At 64.7% G+C, this 19,117-nt stretch carries 16 protein-coding genes and 1 tRNA gene; 11 read left to right on the top strand and 6 right to left on the bottom strand.

Annotated elements, in window-relative coordinates; all coding sequences use genetic code 11:
* The first annotated feature begins 107 nt into the window (after positions 1-107).
* The 3 genes from G3N58_RS19410 (at position 108) to G3N58_RS19420 (ending at position 2,194) form a co-directional block, all read left to right on the top strand.
* A complete protein-coding gene (locus G3N58_RS19410) occupies positions 108-1,253 on the top strand; it encodes a glycerate kinase (RefSeq protein ID WP_167282887.1) in 1,146 nt (381 codons plus the stop codon).
* Positions 1,254-1,316: 63 nt separating this feature from the next.
* On the top strand, positions 1,317-1,766 hold the full coding sequence (locus G3N58_RS19415) for a MarR family transcriptional regulator (protein WP_167038283.1): 450 nt from the start codon (positions 1,317-1,319) through the stop codon (positions 1,764-1,766).
* Between the two features lie 140 nt (positions 1,767-1,906).
* Complete coding sequence (locus G3N58_RS19420) at positions 1,907-2,194, top strand: hypothetical protein (RefSeq protein ID WP_167038285.1); 288 nt, start codon at positions 1,907-1,909, stop codon at positions 2,192-2,194.
* Positions 2,195-2,367: 173 nt separating this feature from the next.
* Here G3N58_RS19420 and G3N58_RS19425 read toward each other — a convergent pair.
* A tRNA-Leu gene (locus tag G3N58_RS19425) sits at positions 2,368-2,454 on the bottom strand.
* A gap of 230 nt (positions 2,455-2,684) precedes the next feature.
* Here G3N58_RS19425 and G3N58_RS19430 point away from each other — a divergent pair.
* Positions 2,685-3,518 (top strand): squalene/phytoene synthase family protein, encoded by an 834-nt coding sequence (locus G3N58_RS19430; protein WP_167038381.1) that lies wholly within the window; start codon positions 2,685-2,687, stop codon positions 3,516-3,518.
* 190 nt (positions 3,519-3,708) lie between these two features.
* On the opposite strand, the gene G3N58_RS19435 is transcribed toward G3N58_RS19430, so the two are convergent.
* From G3N58_RS19435 to G3N58_RS19445, 3 genes are all read right to left on the bottom strand, one after another.
* Positions 3,709-4,971: a DUF1501 domain-containing protein gene (locus tag G3N58_RS19435; RefSeq protein ID WP_167038383.1), complete on the bottom strand. Its 1,263-nt coding sequence runs from the start codon at positions 4,969-4,971 to the stop codon at positions 3,709-3,711.
* A gap of 111 nt (positions 4,972-5,082) precedes the next feature.
* Positions 5,083-6,717 carry a DUF1800 domain-containing protein gene (locus G3N58_RS19440; protein ID WP_205999956.1) on the bottom strand — a complete coding sequence of 545 codons (1,635 nt, stop codon included), beginning with the start codon at positions 6,715-6,717 and terminating at the stop codon, positions 5,083-5,085.
* Positions 6,718-7,018: 301 nt separating this feature from the next.
* Complete coding sequence (locus G3N58_RS19445; RefSeq protein ID WP_167038688.1) at positions 7,019-7,345, bottom strand: hypothetical protein; 327 nt, start codon at positions 7,343-7,345, stop codon at positions 7,019-7,021.
* A 236-nt stretch (positions 7,346-7,581) separates the two neighbouring features.
* On the opposite strand from G3N58_RS19445, the gene ompR reads away from it, so the two are divergent.
* The 3 genes from ompR to G3N58_RS19460 all read left to right on the top strand — a co-directional run bounded on the left by ompR (position 7,582) and on the right by G3N58_RS19460 (position 10,679).
* Entirely contained in the window at positions 7,582-8,307 is a 726-nt protein-coding gene (ompR, locus tag G3N58_RS19450; protein WP_033379433.1) for a two-component system response regulator OmpR, read from the top strand.
* A 262-nt stretch (positions 8,308-8,569) separates the two neighbouring features.
* Positions 8,570-9,919 (top strand): ATP-binding protein, encoded by a 1,350-nt coding sequence (locus G3N58_RS19455; RefSeq protein WP_167038387.1) that lies wholly within the window; start codon positions 8,570-8,572, stop codon positions 9,917-9,919.
* A gap of 211 nt (positions 9,920-10,130) precedes the next feature.
* Positions 10,131-10,679, top strand: a complete 549-nt coding sequence (locus G3N58_RS19460) for a peroxiredoxin (protein WP_205999957.1) — start codon at positions 10,131-10,133, stop codon at positions 10,677-10,679.
* Positions 10,680-10,870: 191 nt separating this feature from the next.
* On the opposite strand, the gene ispF is transcribed toward G3N58_RS19460, so the two are convergent.
* Both ispF and ispD read right to left on the bottom strand, forming a co-directional pair.
* Complete coding sequence (ispF, locus tag G3N58_RS19465; RefSeq protein WP_167038391.1) at positions 10,871-11,350, bottom strand: 2-C-methyl-D-erythritol 2,4-cyclodiphosphate synthase; 480 nt, start codon at positions 11,348-11,350, stop codon at positions 10,871-10,873.
* Positions 11,351-11,456: 106 nt separating this feature from the next.
* A complete protein-coding gene (gene ispD / locus G3N58_RS19470; protein WP_205999958.1) occupies positions 11,457-12,170 on the bottom strand; it encodes a 2-C-methyl-D-erythritol 4-phosphate cytidylyltransferase in 714 nt (237 codons plus the stop codon).
* Positions 12,171-12,292: 122 nt separating this feature from the next.
* On the opposite strand from ispD, the gene mfd reads away from it, so the two are divergent.
* The 4 genes from mfd to mscL all read left to right on the top strand — a co-directional run bounded on the left by mfd (position 12,293) and on the right by mscL (position 19,017).
* Entirely contained in the window at positions 12,293-15,775 is a 3,483-nt protein-coding gene (mfd, locus tag G3N58_RS19475; RefSeq protein ID WP_167284521.1) for a transcription-repair coupling factor, read from the top strand.
* A gap of 280 nt (positions 15,776-16,055) precedes the next feature.
* Positions 16,056-17,279 carry an acetylornithine deacetylase gene (gene argE / locus G3N58_RS19480; RefSeq protein ID WP_205999959.1) on the top strand — a complete coding sequence of 408 codons (1,224 nt, stop codon included), beginning with the start codon at positions 16,056-16,058 and terminating at the stop codon, positions 17,277-17,279.
* Positions 17,280-17,434: 155 nt separating this feature from the next.
* Positions 17,435-18,469, top strand: a complete 1,035-nt coding sequence (locus G3N58_RS19485) for a pyridoxal-phosphate dependent enzyme (RefSeq protein ID WP_205999960.1) — start codon at positions 17,435-17,437, stop codon at positions 18,467-18,469.
* A 101-nt stretch (positions 18,470-18,570) separates the two neighbouring features.
* Positions 18,571-19,017, top strand: a complete 447-nt coding sequence (gene mscL, locus G3N58_RS19490) for a large conductance mechanosensitive channel protein MscL (protein WP_205999961.1) — start codon at positions 18,571-18,573, stop codon at positions 19,015-19,017.
* The last annotated feature ends 100 nt before the right edge of the window (positions 19,018-19,117 follow it).

The following is a 19,117-nucleotide window of genomic DNA, read 5'->3' on the forward strand; positions in this document are numbered from 1 at the left end:
ACGCGCCCATGCTGCTAAGCTAACGACCTCGGTTGGGCCTGCCCATCGCCGACTCGCTTCACCCGCCGCGCCATTGCTCACAACGACTCAAATTTTTCAGAGACACCATGCCGAACTCGTCGCCCTCGCCCGTCGTCGTCATCGCTCCCGATTCATTCAAAGGCTCGCTCAGCGCAGAACAGGTCGCGCAGGCGATTGCATCCGGCATCCAGCGCGCGCGCGCCGACGCCAGCGTGCGCATCTGCCCGATGGCCGACGGCGGCGAAGGCACGCTCGACGCCATGCTCGCGAGCGGCGGCGAACGCCGCTCGCTGAGTGTGCGCGGCGCGGCGGGCCCCTTGCGTGAAGCGCTTACGGGCTTGCTCGCGGACGGCAGCGCGATCGTCGAAACGGCCGAGATCGTCGGCATTACGGACCCCGTGGGAATGGGCGTGCCCGTCGAGGCGCGCAGCACCTACGGCATGGGTGAAGCGATTCGCGCGCTGCTCGATGCCGGCGTGCGGCGCTTTTTCGTTGCGCTGGGCGGCAGCAGCACGAACGACGGCGGCGCGGGTCTCCTGACCGGCCTCGGCCTGAAGCTGTTCGACGCGCAGGACAACGAGCTCGAGGGTACGCCCGAACAGCTCGCCCATGTGGCGCGCGTCGACGTTTCGCAACTCGACGCGCGGCTCGCCGACACGAACTTCGTCGGCATGTCGGACGTGGACAATCCGCTGACCGGCGAGCACGGCGCAACCGCCGTCTTCGGCCCACAGAAAGGCGTCAAACCGGAACAGGTCGCACCGATCAACGCCGCGCTCGCGCGTTTTGCCGATCTGCTCGAAGCCGCGCTCGGGCGCACCGCGCGCGATCAGCCGGGCGCGGGCGCGGCCGGCGGCCTGGGCTTCGCACTGCACATGCTCGGCGCGCAGTTCGAGCCCGGCGCGGAAACGGTCGCGCGGCAACTCGGGCTCGATGCCGCGCTCGCGGGCGCCGACTGGCTAATTACGGGCGAAGGCCGCTCGGACGTGCAAACGCTGCACGGCAAGGCGCCCTTCATCGCCTGCGCCCATGCACGTGCCGCGGGTGTGCCCGCCACGCTGCTCTCGGGCGCCGTCGATCCCGCCGCGTTGCCGCGCCTTGCCGAACACTTCAGCGGCTGCTTTTCGCCGGCACCGGGGCCGATCACGCTCGACGTGGCGATTCGCGATGCGGCACGCCTGCTCGCCAACGAAGCTGAACAGCTGACCCGATTGAAATACGGCGTGCGTTGACCCGCGCAACGGCTGCGGCAACAATCACGACGCCACGACCGCTCCACTCACTACGGGACGACCATGAAGGACTCCGTTAAAGCCGGGCTCGAGCAGTTCCTCACGTACCGTCTGCATGTGCTGACCAAACTGGCCGAGCGCGGCATCGGCGAGCGCTATCAGGCGAAGCTCGGCGTGACGCTGCCCGAGGCGCGCGTGATTGCGTCGGTGGGCTCGTTCGGGCCGTTCTCGATCATGGAACTGGCGCGGCACGCCAATCTCGACAAAAGCCAGGCGAGCCGCGCCGCCGAAGCGCTGATCCGCCAGGGGCTCGTGCAACGGCAGCCGAGCGCCGACGATGGCCGCGTCGTGCTGGTGTCGCTCACGCCCGAGGGCCGCGCGCTGTATCGCAAGGTGATGCCGATCGCGCGCAGGTGGAACGGCGATATGTTCGCCTGTCTCGACGACGACGAGAAAGCCGCGTTCGGCACCGCACTCGACAAGGTCATCGATGCGATGCTAGCGCGCGAGTAGCGCTTGCACGACGCGCGGCGAGTGCAAGTGCAAATGCAAGCGCGGGCATAACGCGCCACCGCGCGACAACCGGCCACGCATGTCAGAATCCGGCCTTGGCCAGCGCGCCTTCATTCGTTTTTTCATCCAGGGAAGTTGTAGTGGACATCAACAAACAGCTCGCGGCACTCACCGCGTCAGAACTCCAGACCGCCGGCGCGAGCCAGGCGACAGCGATCGCGCTCAGCGTCGTGCTGCGTCATCTTCGTTCGCCCGAACTGGCGAAACTGCTGTCGTCGGCATTCGAAAACCATCAGGCAGTCATGCTGCAAACGCCGTGGCCGGATCAGATGCTGCAGGCTTTCGAATCGACGCGCCGTTTCCTCGAAGGCGCCGCTCAGGCGGAGTTGCCAGGCTCGCAGCAGCAGCCGGGAACGCCGGACGCCTGAATCGCGCCTGCAGCGCTCGCTCGGCGCCAGCGGCCACCTGGCACAGCGCCCGCGCCCGCATGCATGCAACCGCGGGCAGAGGCCGTGTGACAAGCCAGGCACAAAAAGCCTGAACGCAAAACAAAAAACCCCGTCGGTCCAAAGACTTGACGGGGTTTTTCGCTACAGATAAATGGTGCGAGGGAGGGGACTCGAACCCCTACACCCTTGCGGGCGTCAGGACCTAAACCTGGTGCGTCTACCAATTTCGCCACCCTCGCAGCCGGGCACGCCGCGATGCGTCTTGCCCGCTTGTCCTGTTCGCTCAAAAGCACGCACAAGGCGCGCCCAAAAGCGTAAGCGCGAGATTCTAACCGATTGATTCGCGCTTGTCTGCCCCTGCCGATATCTGCGCGAGCGGCGCCGATGCTACAATTTTCGGCTCGATGCAAAGGCGCCGCGACATCCGCCGAGCACTCTTCCCGTCAGTCCTTCCTCACACGCCAAGCCAGTGAATTTCGACGAATACTGCCAGCAGAAAGCGGCGCCGCCAGGATCGGGCACCTACTATGCGCTTCGCCAGGCGCGCGCGGCCAGTCAGCCGCTGTTGACGGCGCTCTTCGCATTGCGCCGCGAGTTCGAGGAGACGGTCAAGGAAACGAGCGACCCCACCATCGGCCGCACGAAGCTCGCCTGGTGGCAAAACGAAATCGCCGCGCTGGCCGGAGGCTCGCCGTCGCATCCGGTATCGAAGGCGCTGGCTGCGTATCTGCCCGATGTGAAGATGGAATATCCGGCATTGCAGGAACTGCTCGGCGGCTTCGAGATGGACCTCGACCAGGCACGCTATCTCGACTATCCGAATCTGCGGCGCTACGTGCGCGGCGTCGGCGGCAGCTTTGCGGCGCTGGTTTCACGCGCCGCGGCGCCTGCCGCCCACGACGCCGCACCGGATTCGAACTGGGCCGCGCCGCTCGGCGAGGCGCTGATGCTTGCGCAGTTCGTCGCGGAAACGGGCAACGACGCACGCCACGGGCGCATCTACATTCCGATCGACGAGATGCAGCGCTTCAACGTCACCGCGGCCGATCTGATCAACCGCAAATACACCGACGCGTTCACGGAGCTGATGCGCTTCGAAACGAGCCGCGCGCGCGATGCGGTGCAGACCGCGCTCGCCGCAGTGCCCGCCGGCGCGCGCCGCGCGCAGCGCACGCTGCTCGCGCTGGCCGCGCTCGCCCTGGCGTTGCTCGACGAGATCGAACGGGACGGCTATCACGTGCTGCATCAACGCATCGCGTTGACGCCGATCCGCAAGCTCTGGATCGCCTGGCGCGCCAAATAGGCTCCAGTCAGCACCAATCAACATCAATCAGCACGAACGGTCATGGCGAACTCGCAGCGGCGACTCGATAAAACCGCAATAAGCCCGCGATAACGCCGCAATCAGAACGCCACCGCAACGCAACACCGGCACGCAGCATCGAGGTGCGTCGGATCGCGCGCAAAACCCGAACGGCCCCGACCGCGCCAACTCAAACGCGCAGCAGCGGCAGCGGCTCGAATCGCTGCTGCAGAATCGCCGGCGCATCGAGCCCCCACCAGGGGCCGAGCACCGTCGCATAAAGCTCGCGAAAATCGACGCCGACCGGCAGATTGCCGTTGCCATCGAGCCGCGCCAGCATCGGCGGCACGCCATACAGGCCGCCGCGCACACGGCCGCCCGTCACGAAATGCGGTGCCACCGTGCCGTGGTCGGTGCCGTTGCTCTGGTTCTCTCGTGGACGGCGCCCGAACTCCGCATACGTCATCACGAGCGTATCGTTCCAGCGGCCCAGTTCGACGAGCGCCGCCTGCATCGCCGCGAGTCCTTCCGCGAACTGCCTGAGCAGCGCGGCCTGCTGACCCGGCTGGTTCTGATGCGTATCGAAACCGTTCAGCGTCAGGCGGATCACGGCCACGCCCTGCCCGCCCCGTGGCTGCCGTCGCGGCGTGCCGGCAGGGGGCACCGGCTGCGCCGCCTCGCTCGCGGCGAGCACCTGCATCGCCGTTCTGATCGAACTGCCGAACGCGCCGCCCGGAAACGCGGTCTTCAATGGCGGCTGCCCCTGCACTGGACGCAGGCGGTCCGCGGCTTTCACGATGTCGTTTTCGACGTCGAGAATATGCGCGAGCTCCGGATTGCGCTCGTGCAGGGACACCGGCACCGCGAGCCGCGACGCCCTGACGAATTGCACAGGATTGACGAGCGCAATCGCGCGCGCGCCATTTGCGAGCGGCCCCATTTCGGCGCTGCCGATCACCACGCCATCGGCTGCAAAACCGGCCGGCACCGGCTTCATCGCGAACGCGCGCGTGAGCCAGCCGTCGCGCAGATATTGATCGGAGCGCGAAGCCGTGTCCCAGATCTCGATCGAGCGGAAATGCGAAAGATTCGGCTGCGCGTAGCTCACGCCCTGCACGATCGCGAGCTGGCCGCCGCGCCACAGCGGCATGAGCGGCTGCAACGCGGGGTGCAGCGCAGTGCGCTCGTCGAGTTGAATCGCCTGCTCGCGCCGGATGGCGATGTTCTTGCGCAGCGCGTAGTAGGTGGGATCGGCGAACGGAATCACAGTGTTCAAGCCGTCGTTGCCGCCTTTCAGCTCAATCAGGATCAGCAGATTGTCGTAGCCGCGCCCCGTCGAAGCCGGCGCGCTCGCGACATTCGGCGCATCGGAGAACCCCGCGCCGAACGCGCGCGGCAGCCATAGCGAGGCACTCGCTGCCGCGCTCATCGAAAGAAAGCTGCGTCGTTTCATGCTGCACCTCGTCGTGATTGTGCCGGCGCGAGTTTCACCGCCGCGCGGCCGGCGCCGACAATCTCCAGGCACCGCTCGCTTGAACTCCTGCTTCAATTCCTGCTTCAACGCTTACTTCAGCTGATAGGCCGGGTCCATCAGCAACGCTTCGAGATACGCGCTCGCAGTCGAATCGGTTGCGATCGCATCCACCGGCGTGAACGGCAGCACCGCGTGCTGCAACTGCAATTCGGCCGACAGCCCGAGCTTCACGGTCGGTGAAGTGTTGTAGTGCGCAAGCCAGCTCGCGATGTCAAAGCGTACGCCACCCTGCCCCTTGCGCGCCATCGACATCGTGCGTGGCGGCGTCGCGCTTACCTGACTGGCTGCCGCTGTCCGCGCGCCGCGCGCCTCGTTCTTCGCGCTCGCCGGGGCGCTCATGCGCGCGGGCATCGCGGTTTCGGTCGCGCGAAACAGTTGCTCGACGAACTGCTTGCGCGCAAGCAGCGTCGAGCTATTGATCCACGTCGTGCCACCCGGCCAGCCTCTGACGTTCGGCGGATAGAACAGGTTCTCGCCGAGCGTGCGAACCTGCGCGGCGAACGGCTCGGTGTTGTCGTAGCCGATATCGAATGCGCGCAGCGTGCCGACCACGAACTCGACCGGCGACTTCACGAGCACGCCGCGATTGTCGTCGCTCCAGAACGCGTCGCTCAGAAAGAGCCCGCGCAGCGCGACCTTGATGTCGTAGCGGCTCGCGCGAAACTGCACAGCAATCGGCTCGATGAGCGCGGGGTCGGGCGTGTCGGAGACGAATTCGCGCCAGAGCTTCGTGGTGACGAACGTCGCCGTTTCGGGCTGTGCAAGCAGGATGTCGAGCACCTGATCGCCGTCGAACGTACCGGTTTGCCCGAGCACGGTCTTCTCGCCGTCGTCATGCTGGTTGGCGCGCCACACGTACGTCTGCGTATCGGGATCGAGACTCCAGCCCGTGTAGGCGCGCGCGGCTTGCGCGACGTCGCGCTGCGTGTAATGCCCCTCGCCGAGCGTGAACAGCTCCATCACTTCGCGCGCGAAATTTTCGTTGGGATTGCCTTTGCGATTGCTCGCGCCATCGAGGTATTGCAGCATGGCCGGGTCTTTCGCGACATCGTGCAGCAGCTCGCCGAAATGACCGAGCGCGTGACGACGCAACAACATGTTTTGCTGCGCCATCTGCTGCGGAAACTGCACCTTGTCCAGCCCCGACGTGAAGTGGTTGTGCCAGAAAAGCGTCATGCGTTCGGTCAGCGGCGAAGGGGTGTTCAGCATCTCGCGCAGCCACCATGCTCGTAATAGTTCGTAACGCTGGGTACGCAGGCGTTGTTGCTCGATGCGCTGTTCCGGCGTCCATGCCTGACGTTCGGCTCGGGTCGGAATCGGTTCGGCGATCCAGTCGGGAGGCGGCACGAGCGCTTCGCTTCGGGTTCTCGCGAGCAGCTTGTCGACGGCCTGCTCACGCGTGAGTCCCGCGTATTGAGCGAGCTCGGCGTTATCGGGCGCGAAGCCGACACGCGTCAGAAAAAAGCGCGCGTCGTCGGGATCGAGAATGCTTTGCGCGCTTCCGGCCGCGGGCAATGCGGTCGCCGCGGCCGCCGGCGCGCGATGCGCGCCGTGCACGACGCGCTGCTGCGCGAGCGCGTCCGTTGCACCGTAGGTCAATGCGGCCAGTGCCGTCGTCGAAACGAAAAACCACGGCTTGCAGCCAACACGTCGAAGAAGTTTCATGATCGCTGATCCGTGTTTTCACGACGTCACGCGTCGAGGCTTTCGCGCAAACGTGCAGGCGAAATGGGCCATGCACTGACGGCTCAACGGCACAACGGAACAGGAAGTTGACGCTGAAGATGCAACAGGATTTTTCAGGCGGCGCGATTCGTATCGGGCGGATATCACGCAGGCATCAAGCCGGCATGGCCGGAAGCATCGCTTGACACAAGCACCTTGAAACACACCGGTACGCGAACGTTTGCGTGGATGGAAAATGCCTCTGCGCAGGCACAAACCGGGCACCCACGCCCGCGCTCGGCTAGCGCTTATACAGCTCGCGCACGGCGTCTTCGATATGCTGACGTAGCAGACGCCGCTCTTCGGGCGTCATATGGCCGTCGCGACGGCGTTGATCGAGATCGGGGGGAACCACGGTGCGCATCATCACGTCTGATGCAGGATGATCGATGGCCATGTTGTGGTGATTGGCTCGGCCATTGCCCGGGTGGGGCGCGCGTTCACTCGCGGCTCTGTCGGCGAGCGGCTGCGCATGGGCGAGCGTCGGGCTCAGTGATCCTGCGAGCGTACCGGCTACCGCCAGTGCAATCACGCTCAGGCGCACATTTGGCCAAACCCCTCCCTTCATGTTGTTCCCTTCGTGGCGCGGCAACCGGCTACCTCAGATGCGTGTACAAACCCCGGTAACAGCCGGGTACGAAAGTTTTGTCGAGTGAAGTATCCACCGAACGGCCGCCTTCAGTAAAGAAGTCTAAACGCCCCTACTTTACGTCGTGCCACACCGCGGGTAAATTTTGTAACTGACTGTAACCCCAGAAATGGTGTAACCGCGCACCACTTTCTAATCGCGCTAAGATGCCGACCATGGAAACCAAAAACCCTTCGAAAATCCTCGTCGTCGACGACGATCCACGCCTGCGCGATCTGCTGCGCCGCTATCTCGGCGAACAAGGCTTCAATGTCTACGTCGCCGAAAACGCGCCGTCGATGAACAAGCTGTGGGTACGCGAGCGCTTCGATCTGCTGGTGCTCGATCTGATGCTGCCCGGCGAGGACGGCCTGTCGATCTGCCGCCGTCTGCGCGGCAGCAACGACCGCACGCCGATCATCATGCTGACGGCCAAGGGTGAGGATGTCGATCGCATCGTCGGCCTTGAAATGGGCGCGGACGATTATCTGCCCAAGCCGTTCAATCCGCGCGAGCTGGTCGCGCGCATTCACGCGGTACTGCGTCGCCAGTCGCCGTCCGAATTGCCGGGTGCGCCCTCGGAGACGACCGAAGTATTCGAGTTCGGCGAATTCGCGCTCAATCTCGCGACCCGCACGCTCACGAAGGCCGGCCAGGAAATTCCGTTGACCACGGGCGAATTTTCGGTGCTCAAGGTGTTCGCGCGTCATCCACGTCAACCGCTTTCGCGTGAAAAGCTCATGGAGCTCGCACGCGGCCGCGAATACGAAGTTTTCGACCGCAGCCTCGACGTGCAGATCTCGCGTTTGCGCAAGCTGATCGAACCCGATCCGGGCAGCCCGCGCTTCATTCAGACCGTGTGGGGTCTGGGCTACGTGTTCATCCCCGACGGTGCAGCCTGACCATGCACCCCACGGCGGTGTCGATCAGAGTTGGCGCTTCAGCGCCTACTCTGATCCCATGCGCTTTGTCGCGGTCGACCGGAGTTGGCGCTTCAGCGCCTACTCTGATCCCATGCGCTTTGTCGCGGTCGATCAGAGCTGGCGCGTCAGCGCCTACTCTGATCCCATGCGCCCCGCCGCACTCGACCGGAGCAAGTGCAAAGCACCCGCTCCGATCTCACACAAAATAGTTGCTGTCCTTGATCTCTCATAAGAAGGGCCCATGCGGATCGACCGGCGCCTCCTGACGCTCGCGTTCGGCGGCCTTTTCTGGCGGACTTTTCTGCTGATCGCGCTGTTGATCGCAGTCAGTCTCGCCGCGTGGTTCCAGAGCTTTCGCGTGATCGAGCGCGAGCCGCGCGCGCAGCGCGTAGCTTTGCAACTCGTCGCGATCGTCAAGCTCACGCGCACCGCACTCCTCTATTCCGACCCCGACCTGCGGCGCGCGCTGCTGCAGGATCTGGAGAGCAATGAAGGGGTGCGCGTGTATCCGCGCGAAGCCACCGACAAATACAAGCTCCAGCCCGACGAATCGCTGAACCGCCTGATCGAGCACGACATTCGCGGCCGTCTCGGCGACGACACCGTGATCGCGCAAAGCGTGAACGACATCAACGGCGTATGGATCAGCTTCAAGATCGACGACGACGACTACTGGGTCGCGCTCGACCGCGATCAGCTCGACAATGCCACGGGCCTGCAATGGGCCGGCTGGGGCGTGTTCGCGCTGGCGCTGTCGCTGTTCGGCGCGGCCTTCATCACGAGTCTCGTGAACCGGCCGTTCGCGCGTCTCGCGATGGCCGCGCGCAAGGTCGGCTCGGGGCAGTCGCCCGAGCCGCTGCCGGAGCGCGGCATGGGCGTGGCCGCCGAAACCAATCGCAGCTTCAACCAGATGGTGCGCGACCTCGAACAGCTCGAAGCCGACCGCGCGCTGATGCTCGCGGGCATCTCGCACGACCTGCGCACGCCGCTCGCGCGGTTGCGCCTCGAAACCGAAATGAGCCCGTCCGATCAGAGCACGAAGGACGCGATGGTCGACGACATCGAGCAGATGGACATGATCATCGGCCGCTTCCTCGATTACGCGCGGCCGGTGCAGCGCGTGCCGGAGCCCGTCGATCTCTCCGTGATCGCGGGCGAGATCGCCGCGCGCATGCAGAGCGAGGACAGTATGCGGCTCATCACGCGGCTCGCGCCGTCGGCGGTGATCGAGGCCGACGAAACCGATATGCGGCGCGTGGTCGGCAACCTGCTTGAGAATGCGCGCAAATACGGCAGCAGCGACGAGGACGGCATTCCGCACGTGATTCTCGAAACGCGTGTCTCGCATTCGCGGGTGGAACTGTCGGTCGTCGACGAAGGCCCCGGCATCCCCGAAGACCAGCTCGCGCTCGTCACACGGCCGTTCTATCGCGTCAATTCGGCGCGCACCCAGGCCAACGGCACGGGCCTCGGCATGGCGATCGTGCAACGGCTCGTCGCGCGCTATCGCGGCGCCTTGCGGCTGCGCAATCGCACGCCCGGACCGGGGCTCGAAGTCACGATCGAATTTCCGCTCGCGAAAGGCGCCTGAGCCGACGCGCGCGCGGCGCCATGCCGCCCCGGCATGAAACCCGAATCGCGCGCAATGCGGCTCGACGCCCGCCGCCGCGTACCGATTCGTCGGCAGCCGGCTCTTGAAGCGACGGCCCGATAAATCTAGAGTGAACCCGGTGGCACCCGCCGCGCGGGATGGCCCGTGAACTTCCAGGCATGCCGTTGTCGACTTCCGAAGGAGCACCCGCATGAAAACCGTTGGCGATAAACTCGAAGCGTTCACGGTCACTGCCGCCAAGCCGGGCTTCAATCATCACGAGGAACACGGCGTCTCGGCGTTCGAGGACATCACCGAGCAGTCGTTTCCAGGCAAGTGGAAAATCATCTACTTCTATCCGAAGGATTTCTCGCTGGTCTGCCCGACGGAAATCGTCGAGTTCGGCAAGCTGGTGAGGGAATTCGAGGACCGCGAGGCGGTGCTGCTCGGCGGCAGCGTCGACAATGAATTCGTGAAGCTCGCGTGGCGCCGCGAGAACGAGGAGCTCGACCGGCTGAACCACTACTCGTTCGGCGACGTGAAGGGCGAACTGATCGACCAGCTCGGCGTGCGCGACCAGGAAGCGGGCGTCGCGCTGCGCGCAACCTTCATCGTCGATCCGGACAACACGATCCAGCATGTGTCGGTCAATAATCTGAACGTCGGCCGTAGCCCCATGGAAGTGCTGCGGATTCTCGACGGCCTGCTCACGGACGAATTGTGTCCGAGCAACCGGACGATCGGCGGCGCAACGCTGTAAGTGCTGCCGCCGGCCGCACAGCACGACATGACAAAGGCCCACCGGTCTGCAATAACGGTGGGCCTCTTTATCCATTCCCCTGGCGGGAAAAAATCTCGGGCGAGTTGCGCCTGATGACAGGCACGCGCGCTCGTGTTGTCGCTCGTGCTGTATTTCCCGGCAGCGCGCGATGCCGCTGCCGGCAGACCCGCTCACTTCCTGACCAGCAGCACCGCGGCCTGCGCCTCGATCCCCTCGCCCCTGCCGAGGTAGCCGAGCTTCTCGTTCGTCTTCGCCTTGACGTTGACGAGCTCGATCGGCAAACCGAGATCGGCCGCGATATTCGCGCGCATGCCGTCGATATGCGGCGCAAGCTTCGGCGCCTGGGCGATCACGCTGCTGTCGACGTTGCCGATCGAAAAGCCCGCCGCCCTCACGCGCGCCACGCATTCGCGCAGCAGCACGCGGCTGTCCGCGCCGGCGAACTGCGCGTCGGTGTCGGAGAAATGGCGGCCGATATCGCCGAGCGCGGCCGCGCCGAACAGCGCGTCGGTGATCGCATGCAGCAGCACGTCCGCATCCGAGTGGCCGAGCAGCCCGCGCTCGTACGGAATCGTCACGCCGCCGATAATCAACGCGCGCCCCGGCACCAGCGCATGCACGTCATAGCCCTGCCCAATCCTGAAATCCATTTGCGTCACATCCTCAAGTACTGAAGCTTTAAAGCTTTTTTGAATCGTCGTCGATGCCGGCCGGCGAACCGCCGACCCGGCACCGATCCAACGCCGACGAGCAATCTCACGACGCCGCGCCGCGGCTCAGAATCGCCTCGGCCAGCTCGAAATCCTCGGGATACGTCACCTTGAAATTGCGCAGGCTGCCTTGCACGAGCTTCGGCGCATGGCCCGACCATTCGATCGCGCTGGCCTCGTCGGTCAGATCGTGGCCCTCGGCCTGGGCGCGCAGGATCGCCTCGCGCAGCATGCCGATGCGGAACATCTGCGGCGTCTGTGCCTGCCACAGCCCGCCGCGCGCTTCGGTGCGGGCGATGCGGCCATCGTGGGACGCGCCGTCGATGCGCTTCAGCGTATCGGCGACCGGCAGCGCCATGATGCCGCCGACCGCGTCGTCCTTGAGCGAGCCGATCAGCGTGCGGATCAGCGCGGGCGTGATGCCGGGACGCGCGGCGTCATGCACGAGCACCCAGTCGTCGTCGTGAGCGCCGAATTCGGCGAGCGCATGGAGGCCGTTGAGCACCGACGCCTGGCGCGACGCACCGCCCGCGCGGCGCACCGCGAAACGCAGGCCGCCGAAGCGGCGCGCGTCGAAATGCTGGTCGTCGGGCGCGATCACGACGAGGGTCTGGGTGAATTCGCTGCACGCATCGAACGCGGCGAGCGAGTAATGGAGCATGTCGCGACCGGCGACAGTGCGATATTGTTTCGGCATCGCGGCGCCGGAACGGCTGCCGGTGCCTGCGCACGGAATCAGGGCGAAGAGACGGGAAGTCACGAGTGCGGATGCCGCGAAGTCAAAGTAAAGGACGGATTTTATAATAGGTCCTTCGCCATCCATGCTCCGACACGCGTAAACTTGGCCGTTCGTGTGAGACCGAGCCGCTTTTTCTCTTCTTTATGTCAGACATCGCCGCATCCTCGCAGTCCTCCCCGCCCGTCGCGCTCGTCAAGGCCGGCCAGCGTTTCGCCTTCGACGGCACGCGCGGCTCGTCCGACGCGCTGCTGATCGCCCGCTACCATCTCGCCTATCGCGAGAAGATGCCGCTGCTGGCCGTCGTCTGCGAAAGCGCGGTCGATGCGCAGCGGCTCTCGCAGGAAATAGGCTTCTTCGCACCTGAAGCGCGCGTGCGTCTGCTGCCCGACTGGGAGACGCTGCCTTACGATACGTTTTCACCGCACCAGGACCTCGTCTCCGAGCGCCTCGCGACGCTGCACGATCTCGGCGAGGGCCGCTGCGACATCCTGCTCGTGCCGGCCACGACCGCCCTGTACCGCATGCCGCCCGCCTCGTTCCTCGCGGCCTACACGTTCTCGTTCTCGCAAGGCGAACGCCTCGACGAGGCAAAGCTGAAGGCGCAACTGACGCTCGCCGGCTACGAGCACGTGAGCCAGGTCGTGCGGCCCGGCGAATACTGCGTGCGCGGCTCGCTGCTCGATCTGTTTCCGATGGGCTCGCCGCTGCCGTACCGGATCGACCTGTTCGACGACCAGGTCGACTCGATCCGCGCGTTCGATCCCGACACGCAGCGCAGCCTCTATCCGGTCAAGGACGTGCGCCTGCTGCCGGGCCGCGAATTCCCGTTCGACGAAGCCGCGCGCACCGCATTCCGCAGCCGCTGGCGCGAGACCTTCGAGGGCGATCCGAGCCGCGCGTCGATCTATAAGGACATCGGCAACGGCGTGCCGTCGGCGGGCATCGAATACTATCTGCCGCTGTTTTTCGACGACACGGCCACGCTCTTCCACTATCTGCCCGACGGCTCGCAGCTTGCGTTCATCGGCGATCTCGACGCGGCGATCCGGCGCTTCACCAACGACACGAAGCAGCGCTTCAATTTCCTCGCGCACGATCGTGACCGGCCGATTCTCGAACCGCAGAAGCTGTTTCTGTCGGACGAGGATTTCTTCACGCTCGCCAAGCCGTTCGGGCGGCTCGTGCTGCCCATCAACGGCGGCGGCGCCTGGTCGGTCGCGCTGCCGAACCTCGCGATCGACCGCCACGCCGACGACCCCGTCGCGGCCTTGCGCGCGTATCTGGGCACGACGCCGAACCGCGTGCTGTTCGCCGCCGAATCGGCGGGCCGCCGCGAAACGCTGCTGCAGCTGCTCGCCGACAATCATCTGAAGCCCGCCTCGGCCGACAGCTTCCAGGACTGGCTCACCGGCGACGCGCACTTCTCGCTCGGCGTCGCGCCGCTCGCGAACGGCTTCGCGCTGCCCGGCGACGGCCTCGCGATCATCACCGAAACCGAGCTGTACGGGCCGCTCGCGCGCCGCGCGGGACGCCGCCGCCAGGAACAGGCGAGCAACGTCGATTCGATGGTGCGCGACCTGTCCGAGCTGAAGGTCGGCGATCCGGTCGTGCATTCGCAGCACGGCATCGGCCGCTATATGGGCCTCGTGACGATGGACCTCGGCGAAGGCGAAACCGAGTTCCTGCACCTCGAATACGCGGGCGACAGCAAGCTCTACGTGCCGGTCGCGCAGTTGCACGTGATCTCGCGCTACAGCGGCGCCGATCCCGAAAGCGCGCCGCTGCACTCGCTCGGCTCCGGCCAGTGGGAAAAGGCCAAGCGCAAGGCCGCGCAGCAGATTCGCGACACCGCGGCCGAACTGCTCAATCTCTACGCGCGCCGCGCCGCCCGCTCGGGCCACGCATTCGGGCTCGAACCGAAAGACTACGTGAAGTTCGCCGAGAGCTTCGGCTTCGAGGAAACGCCGGACCAGGCCGCCGCGATCGCGGCCGTGATCGGCGACATGACGAGCGGCAAACCGATGGACCGGCTCGTGTGCGGCGACGTCGGCTTCGGCAAGACCGAGGTCGCCTTGCGCGCGGCCTTTATCGCGGTGATGGGCGGCAAGCAGGTCGCGCTGCTCTCGCCCACCACGCTGCTCGCCGAGCAGCACACGCAGACTTTCAGCGACCGCTTCTCCGACTGGCCCGTGCGCATCGCCGAACTGTCGCGCTTCAAGTCGGCCAAGGAAGTCAACGCGGCGATCCAGCAGATCAACGAAGGCTCGGTCGACATCGTGATCGGCACGCACAAGCTGCTCTCGTCGGACGTGCAGTTCAAGCGGCTCGGGCTCGTCATCATCGACGAGGAGCATCGCTTCGGCGTGCGCCAGAAGGAAGCGCTGAAGGCGCTGCGCGCCGAGGTCGACGTGCTGACGCTGACCGCGACGCCGATCCCGCGCACGCTCGGCATGGCGCTCGAAGGCCTGCGCGATTTCTCGGTCATCGCGACCGCGCCGCAAAAGCGCCTCGCGATCAAGACCTTCGTGCGCCGCGAGGAAGACAGCGTGATTCGCGAGGCGATGCTGCGCGAACTGAAGCGCGGCGGCCAGGTGTACTTCCTGCACAACGAGGTCGAGACGATCGAGAATCGCCGGCAGATGCTCGAAGCGCTCGTGCCCGAAGCGCGCATCGCGGTCGCGCACGGCCAGATGCACGAGCGCGAACTCGAACGCGTGATGCGCGATTTCGTCGCGCAGCGCGCGAACGTGCTGCTGTGCACGACGATCATCGAAACCGGCATCGACGTGCCGAGCGCGAACACGATCCTGATCCATCGCGCCGACAAGTTCGGGCTCGCGCAATTGCACCAGTTGCGCGGCCGCGTCGGGCGCTCGCATCACCAGGCGTATTCGTATCTGCTCGTGCACGATCCGCAGGGGCTCACCAAGCAGGCACAGCGCCGCCTCGAAGCGATCCAGCAGATGGAAGAACTCGGCTCGGGTTTCTATCTCGCGATGCACGACCTCGAAATTCGCGGCACGGGCGAAGTGCTCGGCGACAAGCAATCGGGCGAGATTCACGAGATCGGCTTCCAGCTGTATACCGACATGCTCAACGACGCGGTCAAGGCGCTCAAGAACGGCAAGGAGCCTGACCTCACCGCGCCGCTTGCCGCGACCACCGAGATCAACCTGCACACGCCGGCAATCCTGCCGTCGGACTATTGCGGCGACGTGCAGGAGCGTCTGTCGCTCTACAAGCGGCTCGCGAACTGCGAACACAACGATTCGATCGACGGCATCCAGGAAGAATTGATCGACCGTTTCGGCAAGTTGCCGCCGCCGGCACATGCGCTCGTGGAAACGCACCGTCTGCGGCTCGCCGCGAAGCCGCTCGGCATTTCGAAGATCGATGCGGGCGAAGCGGTGATCGGGCTGCAGTTCATCCCCAATCCACCGGTCGACGCGATGCGGATCATCGAGATGGTGCAGAAGCACAAGCACATCAAGCTCGCGGGTCAGGACAAGCTGCGCATCGAAACGCGCAGCCCCGATCTCGCAGTGCGCGTCGCGACCGTCAAGGAGACCTTGCGCGCGCTCGGTTCGCCGAGCCGCGATACGGCAGCCGCCACGGCTGCGCGTTGAGGCGCCGGGGTGTGCGCAGGCATGGTGCGCACATGGCCGATGCGTCAAGTTGAGTTGAGTCGAGTCGAGTCGCGCATGAGAGGCGGATCGTGCAACGAAGCATATCGCTCACGCACGCCGCATTACGTACGCCACGTACGGACGATGCAGAAAACGGGGGACGTCCCCCCGTTTTCTGCCTGTCGATGCTGCGCTGCGCCAATGCCGCTTCAGCTGACGAATGCGCTTGCCCGCTTTCGTTTGGGATATGATCGACAGACTAAAATGCCGGAGTCCAGTCATGTCTCATGCCGCTGAAGCAGCGCAATCCTCCACGTCTTCTGCTCCCGCTTCGCCGATTTCCCTCCCCTGGGTCACCCGCCTCGTCTCGATGGACACCGTGAGCCGCAACCCGAATCTCGGCCTCATCGAAACCGTGCGCGACGCATTGCGCACGGCCGGCATCGACGCGACGCTCACGCACGGCAAGGGCGGCAAGTGGGCCAATCTGTTCGCGACGATTCCCGCGCACGATGGCGAAACGAATGGCGGCGTGGTGCTGTCGGGCCACACCGACGTGGTGCCGGTGGACGGCCAGCAGTGGGACAGCGATCCGTTCAAGCCCGAGATTCGCGGCAACAAGCTCTATGGCCGCGGCACCTGCGACATGAAAGGCTTTATCGGCGCGGCGCTCGCACTCGTGCCGGACATGCAGCGCACGAAGCTCGCGAAGCCGATTCACTTCGCGCTGTCGTTCGACGAGGAAGTCGGCTGCGTCGGCGTGCCGCTGTTGATCGCCGATCTGATGAAGCGCGGCGTGAAGCCGGACGGCTGCATTGTCGGCGAACCGACCAGCATGCGCCCGATCATCGCGCACAAAGGCATCAACGCGTATCAGTGCTGCGTGCGCGGCCAGGCCGCGCATTCATCGCTGACGCCCAAGGGCTTGAACGCGATCGAGTACGCCGCGCGCCTGATCTGCTATATCCGCGACATGGCGGACCAGTTCCGCGAGCAAGGCCCGTTCGACGAACTGTACGACGTGCCGTTCAGCACCGCGCAAACCAGCACGATCTCGGGCGGCAACGCGATCAACACGGTACCGGCCGAATGCCAGTTCCAGTTCGAGTTCCGCAATCTGCCGACGCTCGATCCCGAGCAGATTTTCGCGCGCATCGAGACCTACGCGCGCGACACGCTGCTGCCGAAAATGCTGCGCGAGCATCCGTCGGCCGCGATCGAGATCACGAAGATCGCCGCGGCGCCCGGACTCGATTCGTCTGAACAGGCCGCGATCACGCAGCTCGTGCGCGCGCTCACCGCCGATCAGGACAAGCGCAAGGTCGCCTACGGCACCGAAGCCGGACTGTTTTCTAACGCGGGCATTCCGAGCATCGTGTGCGGCCCCGGCGACATCCAGCAGGCGCACAAGGCCAACGAATTCGTCGAACTCGAACAGCTCGCGGCCTGCGAGCGTTTTCTCGGCAAGTTCATTCATAGCATGTCGGTCGAGGCGGCTCGATGAGACGCGCGAAGTAGCGGTGCGCGCAGCAACGGTGCACAAGACAGCGCGGCAAGGCAACGCCGGGCGGCACAAAGTCGTGAGGCAAGGCCCGTCGCACTGAAACTGCACGCCGCGAAACGGGTCTCAGCCATATCGACGACGCCGGAGCTCACGCCATGTCAAGCGCCATGCCGCAGCACACGGATCACACGATCGACGGCGAACCGATCCCCACGCTCGACGAAATCGCCGCGCAGCACTTTGCGTTGACGCCGTGGGTCGTGCGCACGCCAGTATTCGACCGGCTCGATTTTGCATCGCTGCAAGGCACGCCGGTGAATTTCAAGTTCGAACTGTTGCAGGCGGGCGGCAGCTTCAAGGCGCGTGGCGTATTCACGAACCTGCTCGCGCTCGACGATACGCAAAAGAGCGCGGGCGTGACCTGCGTGTCGGGCGGCAATCATGCGGTGGCGGTGGCGTACGCGGCGATGCGTCTTGGCATCGGCGCGAAGGTCGTGCTGTTCAGCGCGGCGAATTCGGCGCGCGTCGCGCTATGCCGCGAGTACGGCGCCGACATCGTCTATGCGGAAGATCTCGCCGAGGCATTCGAACTGGTGCGCCGCATCGAAGCCGAGGAAGGCCGCTATTTCGTGCATCCGTTCAACGGCTATCGCACGGTGCTCGGTTCGGCCACGCTCGGCTACGAATGGGCGACGCAAACGCCCGACCTCGAAGCGGCGATCGTGCCGGTCGGCGGCGGCGGGCTCGCCGCCGGTGTCGCCACGGCGCTGCGGCTCGCGAACCCGAACATCCACGTGTACGGCGTCGAACCCGAAGGCGCGGACGTGATGAGCAAGAGCTTCGCCGCCAACCATACGGTCAGAATGGGCCATATGCACAGCATTGCCGACTCATTGATGTCGCCGCATACCGAGCAATTCAGCTATGAACTCTGCCGCCGTCATATCGATCGGCTCGTCACCGTTTCCGACGATCAATTGCGCGCGGCGATGCTGATTCTCTTCCAGCAACTGAAGCTCGCCGTCGAACCCGCTTGCGCCGCCGCCACGGCGGCATTGCTCGGACCATTGCGCGAACCGTTGCATGGCCGGCGCGTCGGCGTCCTGCTGTGCGGCACCAACACAGACCCGGTCAGTTTTGCCGCGCATCTCGAACGCGCGCGTCATAGCGCGTCACAGTTTCCGCACTAGCGCGTGCCATCTGAAAGCGTTGCTCGTATTGCGGCTAAAACACTAGCCTATCCGCCTCAGATTGGTATTATTCGGCTATTCATATCTGGGGAGGTACTTCTATGAGCATAGTTAAAGAATTTAAAGAATTTGCCCTCAAGGGCAATGTGATGGATCTCGCTGTTGGTGTGATTATCGGCGGCGCTTTTTCCAGCATTGTTAATTCGGTCGTCAAAGACCTGATCATGCCGATCGTCGGGCTCGCTACCGGCGGCCTCGACTTCTCCAATATGTTCATTCGCCTCGGCGATATTCCGGCAACCTATAAAGGCAGCCCCGGTTCGTACAAGGACCTGCAAACGGCCGGCGTCGCGGTGATCGGCTATGGTTCGTTCATCACGGTGTTGATCAACTTCATCATCCTCGCGTTCATCATTTTCCTGATGGTCAAGTTCATCAACAATCTGCGCAAGCCGGACGAAGCCGCACCGGAAGAACCGCCGGCGACGCCCGAAGACGTGCTGCTGCTGCGCGAGATTCGCGATTCGCTGAAGAATCAACAGCATTGAAGAGGCAGTGAAACTCCGGTTCGCGGTTTAAAGACTGAAAGCCGGAGTCGAAGCAATACAAACACAAAGGCCTGTTGCGATTGCCGTCGCAACAGGCCTT

It is taken from the genome of Paraburkholderia sp. Ac-20342 (assembly GCF_017104985.1).
Lineage (GTDB): Bacteria > Pseudomonadota > Gammaproteobacteria > Burkholderiales > Burkholderiaceae > Paraburkholderia.

What these genes read in the sequence shown, in the direction of transcription:
- G3N58_RS19410 (WP_167282887.1), top strand. Translation starts at nt 108, where the DNA reads ATGCCGAACTCGTCGCCCTCGCCCGTCGTCGTCATCGCTCCCGATTCA.
- G3N58_RS19415 (WP_167038283.1), top strand. Translation starts at nt 1,317, where the DNA reads ATGAAGGACTCCGTTAAAGCCGGGCTCGAGCAGTTCCTCACGTACCGT.
- G3N58_RS19435 (WP_167038383.1), bottom strand. Translation starts at nt 4,971, where the DNA reads ATGAAACGACGCAGCTTTCTTTCGATGAGCGCGGCAGCGAGTGCCTCG.
- G3N58_RS19440 (WP_205999956.1), bottom strand. Translation starts at nt 6,717, where the DNA reads ATGAAACTTCTTCGACGTGTTGGCTGCAAGCCGTGGTTTTTCGTTTCG.
- G3N58_RS19445 (WP_167038688.1), bottom strand. Translation starts at nt 7,345, where the DNA reads ATGAAGGGAGGGGTTTGGCCAAATGTGCGCCTGAGCGTGATTGCACTG.
- ompR (WP_033379433.1), top strand. Translation starts at nt 7,582, where the DNA reads ATGGAAACCAAAAACCCTTCGAAAATCCTCGTCGTCGACGACGATCCA.
- G3N58_RS19455 (WP_167038387.1), top strand. Translation starts at nt 8,570, where the DNA reads ATGCGGATCGACCGGCGCCTCCTGACGCTCGCGTTCGGCGGCCTTTTC.
- G3N58_RS19460 (WP_205999957.1), top strand. Translation starts at nt 10,131, where the DNA reads ATGAAAACCGTTGGCGATAAACTCGAAGCGTTCACGGTCACTGCCGCC.
- ispF (WP_167038391.1), bottom strand. Translation starts at nt 11,350, where the DNA reads ATGGATTTCAGGATTGGGCAGGGCTATGACGTGCATGCGCTGGTGCCG.
- mfd (WP_167284521.1), top strand. Translation starts at nt 12,293, where the DNA reads ATGTCAGACATCGCCGCATCCTCGCAGTCCTCCCCGCCCGTCGCGCTC.
- argE (WP_205999959.1), top strand. Translation starts at nt 16,056, where the DNA reads ATGTCTCATGCCGCTGAAGCAGCGCAATCCTCCACGTCTTCTGCTCCC.
- G3N58_RS19485 (WP_205999960.1), top strand. Translation starts at nt 17,435, where the DNA reads ATGTCAAGCGCCATGCCGCAGCACACGGATCACACGATCGACGGCGAA.
- mscL (WP_205999961.1), top strand. Translation starts at nt 18,571, where the DNA reads ATGAGCATAGTTAAAGAATTTAAAGAATTTGCCCTCAAGGGCAATGTG.